Source organism: Desulfosediminicola flagellatus, assembly GCF_005116655.2.
Lineage (GTDB): Bacteria > Desulfobacterota > Desulfobulbia > Desulfobulbales > Desulfocapsaceae > Desulfopila > Desulfopila flagellata.
The window spans coordinates 6,740,150-6,751,878 of sequence record NZ_CP050698.1 but is presented as its reverse complement, the minus strand read 5'-3'; the positions used below and the strand labels follow the sequence as shown (position 1 = coordinate 6,751,878).

The window sequence follows — 11,729 nt, the reverse complement described above, 5'->3', positions numbered from 1 at the left end:
AGACGACCCTGCACTCCCAAACAAAAACCGATTAAGAACCATTTAGGTTAGAAATCGAAAAATAAATATCACTCTTATCTAGTTCCTCACTCCTCTATAATAAGGCCGGGAACACATAGTAAATGGGTACTGATGTAACGAATGGAGTCCAACAGTAAGCTTCCTGTGTCGAACTATTCGTGCCGGTTTTATTACTCAAACATAGAGATCCCGTCAAAGACAATTCTGCCAAATTTTCGTATCACAGCAGTTGGTTATTATCAACGTTTGCAAAGACAGTGTATGCTTGACTTTCGCCAGACGACCTCTCTATTCACTCGGTAAAATGCGGGTTTCCGCGGTTCACGTGTTTAACCTCGTCATATAAGGGCTTTAGGCGTAGCTGGGAATAGTTTTCAACATATTTAGAATTTTATTTAACTCGACATATCTAAATATTTCTTAATTTTACTTTCAATTACTTAAAATATCGCTATTCAAAACAAGAGAATTCAATAAAACAGGCTCTTATACTGATATTCTTTTCTGTAATTTTTTTTAACACACATCAATTTTTTTCCAGTTAAAAACTAAATTTGAGTGGCCGCACCCTCAATGATTGATTGCGACCCGCGCAACTGTAATGACATAGATAGATTCTGCCCCGGCACGACGCAGAACTCGACTACACTCGTTTAGAGTTGTTCCCGTAGTAAAGACATCATCTACCACGCATACCTGCTTCCCTGAAATTGTATACCGGTCATCAATCATGAATGCTCCCCGTAGGTTTTTTCTTCGCTCAATACCATCCAGCCCTGTTTGGGGTGCAGTCTTTCGGGTACGCCTGAGAAGAGAAGGTTCTATGATCTCAGGTCTGTCGGGAAACAACAGTTCTGCCAGATATACAGCTTGATTAAGCCCGCGTTTGCGGAGTCGCTCAATATGGAGAGGGACAGGAATCACCAGATCAAAAGATAATTCCAGTGATTTCCTGAAAGGTTCAACTATTGTTTTTAAAGCAGGAAGAACCGTCGTATCAGCATTGTATTTCAATCTATGCAGCAATCCAGTCACAGGTTTATCATAACTAACCACCGAAATAGCCTTATCCCATTTCGGCGGATTCCTGATACACGCTCCGCAGGTATGACCTTCACCTGCGGAATTAATAAGAGGTATTCCACATTTTTGACATTGAGGAGTTCCCAGCCCTCTCACCTTAGCAAGACACGTTCTACAGATACCCATAAGGTTTTCTTCTGTTGGCAAACCACAGTCCCGGCACCTGTCTGGAGCAATTAATTCAGCTATTGAGTCAAACAGACAACCAGATACTTTATTGATCATTTACGACACCTCCCAAAGGCTATATGAGTCCATCATATTGTTAGGCACAGAAATACTACTCTCCTTACCTGTCATCTCCGCTTAACGTGTGCATGATCATTTTTCTAGTCATATCCATTTGTGGTCTTTGCATTTTTCAACAAACATGGCATAATAGTCAGGATTTTCATTACTCTTGCCAGAACTCCGGAAAGATAGCATCTTACGCGCAATTACACTACGCAACAACGTATTATTTTTACTAATAAATGGCTTTTTCGCCAGCTGAATGTCGTTTAGCGACACTACCTACAAAAGGGTCTGATATGAATTTCTACAGAAATCTACCGGTTCCGGTTCATGGTTCCCGTAACTCTGTACTGCCGATTATGCTCCTGCTTGTTATTCTTATTCTGCTGCCAGCCAGTTCAGTATTAGCTGCCGACCAGAATACGGCCTTTTTGCCTTTGAAAATAAATGCCCTTCAAAACACGGGTTCTATTACCGACAAAGCTGATGCAATTCTTACAGAGACACTTGCCAATCATGGCATAGCTTTACTGCCACGATCACAGGCTGAAACTATTGTCGACTACAAAGGAAGCTGGCCGCCACCACAAAAGGTATTGGAAGCCGTCGCCCAATCGATGAATATGGGTAATGTGGCTGCAGGAAGTCTGACAATGGTTGGCAAGCAGGTAAGCATTGATATTAAGGTTTTTGATGTACTTACCCCAACATCGCCGCAATATTTCTTCCGAAACGCAGATTCACTTGATGGCCTGCGCGGAGCAATTGACAGCGTAATGCTCGATGTCCTCGCTTACACAGGCAGAGAACTCAGAATAGCTTCACTCGCACCTGAGGGCAACAAACGTATCGACTCAGGAGCCATCCTCCGAAAAATCAGCAGCAGGGCAGGTGGAGCATATAATCCAGCCACACTTAGGCAGGACCTTAAAGAGATTTATGCACTCGGATATTTTAATGATGTACAGATTGATGTTTCCGACACACCTAAAGGCAAAAAGGTTCTCTTCAGGGTCGAGGAAAAGCCGGTTATCTCAGCTGTAACCTTCTCAGGTCTTGATGAGATTTCTGAAGAAGATGTGCGGGGAGCAGCAAACATTCGCGAACATTTCATCCTCAATCCTTCTAAAGTCTCTGCCGGTGTTGAAGCAATTAAAGAACTTTATACTTCTGAAGGATATTACAACACACAGGTTGAATCACGTATCTCTTTCCCAAGCGATGAGGGAGCGGTGGTTCATTACACAGTCACCGAAGGGAAAAAAATATACATCAAGAAGATTTCCATTGAAGGAAACACAGCCTTTGATGATGACGAACTGCTTGATGAAATCGAAACTGATGAAAAAGGTTTTTTCAGTTGGCTGACTGCCTCCGGTCTTTTAGAGATGGACAAGATCAAGCAGGATGCAGGTAGAATTGTTGCCTACTACCACAACAACGGCTATCTCGAAGCAAAGATTGGTGAACCGGTTGTACGCCAGGAAGAAGAGTGGATCTACCTGACATTCAATGTCGAGGAAGGACCGCGTTTCAAAGTTGGCACCATCGATATCAGTGGCGACCTTATTGATGAAAAGGCCACGATCATTGATTTAGTAACGCTCGACAACGAAGAATACATGAATCGTTCCACTCTTCGCGAAGATGTTATGGCGATCACTGACTTCTACGCTGAAAAAGGCTACGCTTTTGCCAATGTTCGTCCGTTGATGGATAAGGGTGCAACAGATGACACTCTTAATATCAATTTCAAAGTAGAACAAGGTGACCTCGTTTATATCAATAGAATCACGATCAGCGGTAATAACAGAACACGTGACAATGTCATTCGTCGCGAACTTCGTATTGTTGAAGGTGGCGTGTTCGACTCTAAAGCTCTTCGTAATTCAAGCAAAGCACTTCAGCGACTCCAATTTTTTGAAGAAGTCAATATAACGCCGGAGCCGACTATTGACCCGACCCGAATGAACATTAATATTGAAGTCAAAGAGCGCAGCACTGGTACATTCTCTGTTGGTGCAGGTTACAGTTCTGTTGATGATCTAATCATTATGGGTTCTATCTCAGAAAACAACTTCCTCGGACGCGGTGATCAATTGCAGTTCAGCGCCAACCTTGGTGGATCGAGCTCCCGCTATAATCTCAGCTATACTAATCCACACGTCAATGACTCTGAACTCTCATGGGGTCTTGATCTTTTTGATACCAACCGTGAATACGATGACTACACCAAAGATTCAACCGGTGGTGGTGTCCGTTTGGGTTACCCAATCTGGGAAAAATGGAAAATCTACGGTAACTACAGCTACACTGACTCCGAACTGAGTGACATTGACGACGATGCCTCATATATCATCACAGAATCAGCCAAATTGCCTGTGACCAGTGCTATCAAGGTGAGCCTTGCGCGTGATACCAGAAACAAGATATTTGCGGCTACCGAAGGTTCCAAGCATCTGCTCAGCACTAAATATGGTGGTGGAATATTGGGCGGAGATGCTCAATTTACTAAAGTTGAAGCCTCTACAAGTTGGTACTTCCCGCTTTTCTGGAAAACCACTTTTCACGTTAAAGGTGCAGCTGGTCAGGTTTTCGAAAATGATGACGACAAACTACCGGTATATGAACGCTTTTACCTTGGCGGCATAAGCACAGTCCGTGGTTTTGAGTATGGCGATATCAGTCCAGTAGATGACGGTGACAAAATTGGTGGCGACAAGATGTGGTACACCAACCTGGAATTCATTTTCCCTATTGTTGAAGAACAGGGAGTGCAGGGGCTTGTATTCTTCGATGCAGGTCAGGTCCTGAATGACGATGAAGACTGGAATGTTGATGATTATGAAAAATCTGTGGGCCTTGGACTCCTCTGGTACTCACCGATGGGCCCGATCAGCATTGTCTGGGGCTACAATCTCGACCCCGAAGAAGATGAAGATGAATCGGTATTTGATTTCAGTATTGGAGGTACATTCTAATATACTGAAAACGTACCCAATATAAGGAACAATCTGCCGGCTGCACAGAGTGCAGCCGGCACTTTTTTTTACTGATGCATAAACAACTCCTCACCACACTCGAAAAGAATTCCATCATTCAGGTATCTGGTCTGCGTGGCAGCAGCACATCATGGCTCGCTGCCCAGCTCGCGAAAAAAACCAGCTGCTGCTGCATCCTCCCGGATGAACATCTTGTCTCAATCTTCGAACAGGACCTTAAACTTTTCACTTCAAATCGCGTACTCGCCTACCCCGGCTACGAGATACCTCCATACACCCAGCTTAGCCCTGATCAGCAGACTACCGCTGCACGTTTTGCCACACTCTATCAGCTCCACGAAAACCCGGACAACACCATTGTTGTCACCTCAATAGAAGCGTTGATGCGTCGAGTTGTGCCGGCAGAGATCCTCACAGGTTCTGCTGAGTTGATCATGGCAGGAGAAGATTGTGATCAGGATGCCCTTCTTCAATCGCTCACCAAACTCGGGTATGAGCAGGTATCGCTGGTGCAGAATGTTGGTGATTTTGCTGTGCGCGGAGGTATTCTTGATCTTTATCCACCACCGTTCTTCACTGAGTCAGGTGTAATGATTGACGGCCCGCTGCGCCTCGACTTTTTTGGCGACACCATAGAGTCACTTAGAATTTTCGACCCTATCAGCCAACGATCAAGTGGTGAAATTTCAGAAGCGACCCTGCTCCCTGTTCATGATGTGATCATCAATAGAGATAGTGCCACCGCAAGAGCGATTTCCAAAAAAGCTGATCAGCTGGCAAAAGAATCAAACTGGGACGAAAGTGAAGCTAAAAGGATTTGTGAACGCATTACCACAGGCAGAAGATTTGCCGGTATGGAGTTTTTCCTGCCCCTCTTTTACCATAATGCAAGCAAACCAACGGCCACTGTCTTTGATTATCTTCCAAAGGATATGGCCCTTATACTGGTTGATCCTGAAGCAATTCAGCAAAGCCTTGAGCTTGTTAATGAACGAATCAACAATAACTACATAGAAGCAACCTCAACATTTCAACCAGCGCTCGCACCTGAAGCGATATTCATCGACCCGGAAGGCATTCGCGACGAACTCAACTCCCGTCGCCAAATACTCCTCAGTGATTTCAGCAGACAATCTGTCGAACATATTTCTATTTCTGCCGCCAGTCATCAGTTGCTCAAACAGGAAATAGCACTGGAAAGAACTAAACGGGGCCTGATCGCGCCACTAAGTGATCAGATCTCCAGATGGCACGAAGAAAATGACGCTGTTGTTCTCTGCTGCCGTTCCGCCAAAAATACTAAAAATCTTGCTGATCTTTTCAATAAACACCAGCACTCAATTGCTTTTATTGATGAACCGCTTGATCTTGATAGTTTGAGTACAAGCCAGGATTCACCTCAGCTGTTTCTCTGTAACCACGAATTGGCAAACGGCTTTTCCATTGCCGAGAAAAAGGTTCATATTCTCTCTGAGAGTGAACTGTTTGGCGAGATGCGACTTGGAAGTAAAAAGAAAGCACGCCATAAAGGTGGAGAACCTGTTCGATTTACCGAGTTAAATGACGGAGACATTGTTGTACACCGTGATCATGGTCTCGGCCACTATCAAGGGTTACAGACAATCGATATCCAGGGTGTTACCAATGATTTCATGCTCATTGAGTACCGCGACGGGGATAAACTCTATCTTCCGGTTGACCGCTTAAACCTCATCAGTCGCTATGAAGGGTTATCGGACAAAAAGCCGAAGATTGACAAGCTCGGCTCACAGAACTGGCGTATTACAACTTCAAAAGTAAAAGAAGAGGTATGGAAAGTTGCCCACGAACTGCTCGACATTTACGCTAAACGCGAAATGCAGCAGGGGCGTCGTTTTTCACCTCCCGGCGCACTGTATTCTGAGCTGGAGGAATCATTTCCCTTTAACGAGACACCTGGTCAGGATAAGGCAATCACGGATGTTATTTCTGACCTTACCTCGGACCAGCCGATGGACCGTCTTGTTTGCGGCGATGTTGGCTACGGTAAAACTGAGGTTGCTATCCGCGGAGCGTTCAAAGTTGTTGAAGATGGTTTGCAGGTTGCTATTCTCGTCCCCACGACGGTTCTTGCAGAACAACATACAAAAACCTTCAGAGAGAGGCTGTCAGGTTTTCCGATTACAGTTGAGTGTATCAATAGATTTCGTACCCCGGCTCAACAGCGTGCAACACTTGCCGGACTAAAAGAAGGTAACATTGATATCCTCATCGGTACCCATCGTCTGCTTTCTAAAGATATAAAGTTTAAAGATCTCGGTCTGCTTATTGTGGATGAAGAGCACCGCTTTGGTGTTACTCATAAAGAAAAAATCAAGAAACTCCGTGCCGAAGTAGACATCCTCACGCTCACTGCAACGCCAATCCCGCGTACCCTGCAAATGTCACTGCTTGGTATTCGTGACCTCTCGGTCATTTCAAGCCCGCCTGAGCACAGACGCCCGGTTAAAACCTTTATTGCCAGACACGATACCCTGGTTATCAAGGAAGCTGTTACCAGGGAACTCCGCCGTAACGGTCAGGTCTTTTTTATCCATAACCGGGTCAAGTCGATTCATAAAACCGCGGCCGAGATTCAAAAACTGGTCCCTGAAGCCAGGGTAGCCATTGCCCATGGACAAATGGCCGGCAAGGAACTCGAAAAGATTATGGTCGATTTCGTCAACAGAGAGATCGACGTACTGGTATGTACCACAATTGTTGAGTCAGGACTTGATATACCTACCGCCAACACCATTATCATCAACCGCGCTGACATGCTTGGACTCGCTGAAATATACCAGCTTCGTGGCCGGGTGGGGCGGGCCTCAATCCAGAGCTTTGCCTACCTGCTCGTCCCTTCCATTGACAGCCTTAAGAAGGATTCAAGGGATAGACTCAGAGCGCTGATGGACTGCAATGAACTGGGCGGCGGATTTAAACTGGCAATGAGTGATTTGCAGATCAGGGGTGGAGGCAACCTGCTGGGTGTCTCCCAGAGTGGGCACATTGCCGCAATAGGTTATGATCTTTACCTTGACCTGCTCCAGAAAACAGTCGCGGACCTTAAAGCCAGAGCAGTTAATGGAGATATCGATAGCCTGGAAGATGAGATTGATCCTGAGATCAATCTGCAAATTTCGGCCTACATTCCTGAAAAGTACATGCTGGACATCAGTCAGCGATATGTTACCTACCGGAGAATCGCTGCACTTGCTACCGCCGATGATGCTGCCCATACAGATCTACAGGAAGAACTTGAAGACCGTTACGGGCCGCTACACGAAGAGACTCACAACCTCTTCAGGGTTGTTGCACTGAAAAAATCGCTTACCGTATTACGCATTAGTAAGCTCGAAAAAGGCAGAGATACGCTTGTATTCTCATTTCTTGATGACACGCCGGTCACTCCTGAAAAACTGCTTACCTACCTGCAAACGATATCATCGAAGAAAAAAGGTATTTCAACAAAACTGACTCCTGACGGCCGAATGGTCGTTGCCTCCCCACTGCCGACACCAGAAACTGTATTCACGTTAGCCGGTAAAATACTGCATGATCTTGAGGCGATGATCAATGAATAAGCTTTCTTCAACACCACCCATTATACCAACATTTCTCTGGGATGAGATCGATACTGTACTGCTCGATATGGATGGCACTCTACTCGACAGCTATTTCGACGACTATTTCTGGGAGGAATATGTCCCCCGTAACTTTGCCGAAGTCAATAATATCAGCCCTGAAGAAGCCAGAAAGACTCTACTTAGCCGTTATCGAAGTGTTGAGAAAACTCTGCAATGGGCTGATCTTGATTTCTGGTCTGAACAACTGGGACTTGATATTCCTGAACTCAAATGCAAAATCGATCATCTCATACAGGTTCATCCATACGTGATAGACTTTCTAAAATTTATTACATCACAGGATAAACAATTGCACTTGGTTACCGCTGCCCACTCAAAAACCTTAAAGTTAAAGCTCGGAAAAACTGCCATCGGTCCATACTTTGACAGAATTATCCCAGCGGAAGAGATCGGGGTAGCCAAAGAATCCCCACAATTTTGGGATATTCTTCAGCAAGCACTTGGTTTCTCGACTGACAGAACACTACTTGTTGATGATAACAGCAACGTACTTCAGGCTGCACAACACTATGGTATAGAACACCTGGTCTATGTGGCCAAACCAAGTTCACGACGCCCTGTGAAATATTCCGAAGATTTCCCCTCTATAGTCTTCTTCAAAGATCTAATCTTTTAATTCTAATATTCAGTCATGAAATTATTTTTTACAACACTCAGTCTATTTCGCTCTTACCTTCACACCACATTTTTTATAACAGCACTGCTCATTACCACAACAGCTCTACCTTCAATGGCCGGTGGGAAAGTTACCATTGCCCTAAGCGGCGGCGCTTCCGGTCCACTTGCAGACTCTCTTCCAGCCCTTACCCTGTCAGCAACCTCTACGATTGATTTTGTGGAGCTCAATCTTGTGGCTACAAAAGATTACGAGCTGATATTGCATCCGAATATATTACTCGATTCAACGACCAATGTTGCAGAGGTATTTCCAGATCGCGGCAGAGATAACGGCCATTTTTACGCTATAGATTTCACCCTTGCCGAGATACGCCAACTTCGCAAAACAGCAGACACTACCCTTTCTATACCTGAACCCTCTCTTGGCATTCCGACCTTTGATGAAACGCTCTCACTTTTGCGTGCCTTAGAAGCTGATCTACAGAAAAAAACCGGAATTGCACCTCATATACGACAACCAGCTTTTCATCGTGCTGAAGGTAAGGATATCAGCGAACTCACTTTAAGAACCCTGCACACCTACGGCTATACTTCAACTGGAGAATCTGTCCTTATTCAAAGTTTTGACGGGGATGAACTTAAGCGAATAAAAAACGAGCTGATGCCTGCCATAGGTGTAAACCTGCCAATCTTACAGCTGATCGATAAACCAGCGGATTTAGCGGACAGAGACACTACCTTACCTGCACCATATGACCACTCATGGATGCTGACACGACTTGGCTTGCGGGTTCTCAGTTCCTATGCAGATGCAGTTGCTCTCCACACCTCGTATTTCACGGAAAATACGGATAGCCTGGTTACCATAGAATTTATCCCGAATGGCCGGGCTCTCGGCTTAGAAATGTATGTCTTTCCTCTGGTTGAGACGCAAATTCAAGATAAAATACCAAGCTCGGAATATTCTGCAGTTCTTGATTATTACTACACTACTCTTGGTATGGATGGGGTAATCACCGCTTCACCACGGGCCACCTCACGCTATTTTCAACAAAAAGAAAACGCTCTGCTTGAACAGCAGAAGATCGATAATCCCCTTTTAAATAGTAACTTTCAGCCACTCACCCTACGTGACAATCAGAATTCCAGTTTAATCCTGCATGCGAGTGGAACCCCATAACAGGTAGACATGATTATCGGGCCATAGTGCTCATTGACACAAAACCGATAATACATTTTCTGTGTGATTGTTGTGTTGTATTTCCAACTCGTTGATTCGTGCAGCTTTCCCCTCACACCATCGTAACAACACTCGGCTATATTACCGCGAGGCCTTGCGGTTGACCACCACCAGGCTTCATAGTATATAGAGCAACCGTTGAATTTAACTGACGCAAATTCGTCTTCTATTGAAAATCACTTTCTACTGCATCAATGTTTCATGCTGATAGTGATCGACCGAAGAAGACGTAAATACACATACTAATTTTGCGCTTTACCGCTGCTTCCCCTCCTTAGGGCAGGCAGCAGGGAGATATTATGAGTACCAGAGACCAGCTCGACAAGTTGCACGCGTTACGCGCCGAAGCCCGCATGGGCGGAGGCCAGGCCAGAATCGATAAACAACATGCTCTGGGCAGAATGACGGCCCGCGAGCGTATTGATATGTTGCTAGATCAGAGTTCGTTTGAAGAGTTCGACATGTTCAAAACCCATCGCTGCCATGATTTCGGCATGGAAAACACAACATTCCTCGGCGACGGTGTTGTTACCGGATATGGAACCGTAGACGGCAGGCTTGTTTATGTTTACGCACAGGATTTCACTGTTCTTGGTGGCTCACTCTCTGAAACCATGTCTGAGAAAATTTGTAAGGTTATGGATCTTGCCATGAAAAACGGCGCACCTGTTATCGGTCTTAATGATTCTGGTGGCGCCCGTATTCAGGAAGGTATAGAGAGCCTTGCCGGATACTCAGACATCTTCCTGAAAAATGTCATGGCCTCAGGTGTCGTGCCCCAGATCTCAGCAATCTTCGGTCCTTGCGCTGGCGGCGCTGTCTATTCTCCTGCACTTACCGATTTTATCGTCATGGTTCAGAATAACTCCTACATGTTCCTCACAGGTCCTACTGTTGTAAAATCTGTGACCCACGAAGAGGTCACCGTTGAGCAACTCGGTGGAGCAGCCATGCACACAAGCAAATCTGGTGTAGCGGATTATGCAGCCGATGATGGGCAGGATGCCATTGACTATGTAAAAGCACTGCTCTCATATCTTCCCCAGAACAATGTCGAATCACCTGCAGTTGTACCATGTGAAGATCCTGCAGAGCGACGTTCCGAGTTACTTAATGAGATCATCCCAACCAGGCCGAGTGCAGCCTATGACATGAAAAAGGTCATAGGCGAGATTGTCGATAACGGGAAGTTTTTCGAGATAAAGGAAAATTTCGCTCCTAACCTGATCACCGGCTTTGCAAGGATGGACGGCATGAGTGTTGGTATTGTAGCTAACCAGCCATACTGCCTCTCCGGTGTCCTCGATATTAATGCTTCGGTAAAAGGTGCCAGATTTGTCCGGTTCTGTGATTGCTTTAATATTCCAGTAGTAACTCTTGTTGACGTTCCCGGTTTTCTTCCGGGAACTGCTCAGGAATATGGCGGTATTATTAGAAACGGGGCCAAAATGCTCTACGCTTATGCAGAAGCGACAGTACCCAAAATCACTGTCGTAACACGTAAGGCATACGGCGGAGCGTATTGCGTAATGTCATCCAAGCACCTGCGCGGAGATATCAACTACGCCTGGCCGATGGCTGAAATTGCTGTCATGGGTGCTAAAGGAGCATCAGGTGTACTCTATGGACGTGAAGCAAAGTGCCAGGAAGATCCTGCTGCATTCTTAGCTGATAAAGAGCAGGAATATCAGGATGCAGTTGCTAACCCGTATGTTGCCGCCCGCCGTGGTTATGTCGATGACATCATCGAGCCGGCCCGAACCCGGTTCCGCATAATCCGCGGCTTACATATGGCAAAAAACAAACATGATTCAAACCCGATGAAAAAGCACGGTAATATGCCGCTCTAACCAGCTCCATACACCC

At 45.5% G+C, this 11,729-nt stretch carries 6 protein-coding genes; 5 read left to right on the top strand and 1 reads right to left on the bottom strand.

What is annotated here, in order from left to right; genetic code table 11:
* Window positions 1-591: 591 nt before the first annotated feature.
* Window positions 592-1,329 carry a ComF family protein gene (locus FCL46_RS27905; RefSeq protein WP_136808084.1) on the bottom strand — a complete coding sequence of 246 codons (738 nt, stop codon included), beginning with the start codon at window positions 1,327-1,329 and terminating at the stop codon, window positions 592-594.
* Between the two features lie 305 nt (window positions 1,330-1,634).
* Here FCL46_RS27905 and bamA point away from each other — a divergent pair, with 305 nt between their 5' ends.
* The 5 genes from bamA to FCL46_RS27880 all read left to right on the top strand — a co-directional run bounded on the left by bamA (window position 1,635) and on the right by FCL46_RS27880 (window position 11,713).
* On the top strand, window positions 1,635-4,319 hold the full coding sequence (gene bamA / locus FCL46_RS27900; RefSeq protein WP_228723301.1) for an outer membrane protein assembly factor BamA: 2,685 nt from the start codon (window positions 1,635-1,637) through the stop codon (window positions 4,317-4,319).
* Between the two features lie 74 nt (window positions 4,320-4,393).
* Window positions 4,394-7,942: a transcription-repair coupling factor gene (mfd, locus tag FCL46_RS27895; RefSeq protein ID WP_136808085.1), complete on the top strand. Its 3,549-nt coding sequence runs from the start codon at window positions 4,394-4,396 to the stop codon at window positions 7,940-7,942.
* A complete protein-coding gene (locus FCL46_RS27890; RefSeq protein WP_136808086.1) occupies window positions 7,935-8,621 on the top strand; it encodes an HAD-IA family hydrolase in 687 nt (228 codons plus the stop codon). The genes mfd and FCL46_RS27890 overlap by 8 nt, the downstream gene beginning before the upstream one ends.
* Before the next feature lie 15 nt (window positions 8,622-8,636).
* Window positions 8,637-9,803, top strand: coding sequence for a glycerophosphodiester phosphodiesterase family protein (locus FCL46_RS27885; RefSeq protein ID WP_136808087.1), 1,167 nt, complete (start codon window positions 8,637-8,639; stop codon window positions 9,801-9,803).
* Window positions 9,804-10,162: 359 nt separating this feature from the next.
* Window positions 10,163-11,713 carry an acyl-CoA carboxylase subunit beta gene (locus FCL46_RS27880; RefSeq protein ID WP_136808088.1) on the top strand — a complete coding sequence of 517 codons (1,551 nt, stop codon included), beginning with the start codon at window positions 10,163-10,165 and terminating at the stop codon, window positions 11,711-11,713.
* The last annotated feature ends 16 nt before the right edge of the window (window positions 11,714-11,729 follow it).

Bases quoted from the DNA above. Each gene is read 5' to 3' on its own strand.
- FCL46_RS27905 (WP_136808084.1), bottom strand. From the start codon at position 1,329: ATGATCAATAAAGTATCTGGTTGTCTGTTTGACTCAATAGCTGAATTA.
- bamA (WP_228723301.1), top strand. From the start codon at position 1,635: ATGAATTTCTACAGAAATCTACCGGTTCCGGTTCATGGTTCCCGTAAC.
- mfd (WP_136808085.1), top strand. From the start codon at position 4,394: ATGCATAAACAACTCCTCACCACACTCGAAAAGAATTCCATCATTCAG.
- FCL46_RS27890 (WP_136808086.1), top strand. From the start codon at position 7,935: ATGAATAAGCTTTCTTCAACACCACCCATTATACCAACATTTCTCTGG.
- FCL46_RS27885 (WP_136808087.1), top strand. From the start codon at position 8,637: ATGAAATTATTTTTTACAACACTCAGTCTATTTCGCTCTTACCTTCAC.
- FCL46_RS27880 (WP_136808088.1), top strand. From the start codon at position 10,163: ATGAGTACCAGAGACCAGCTCGACAAGTTGCACGCGTTACGCGCCGAA.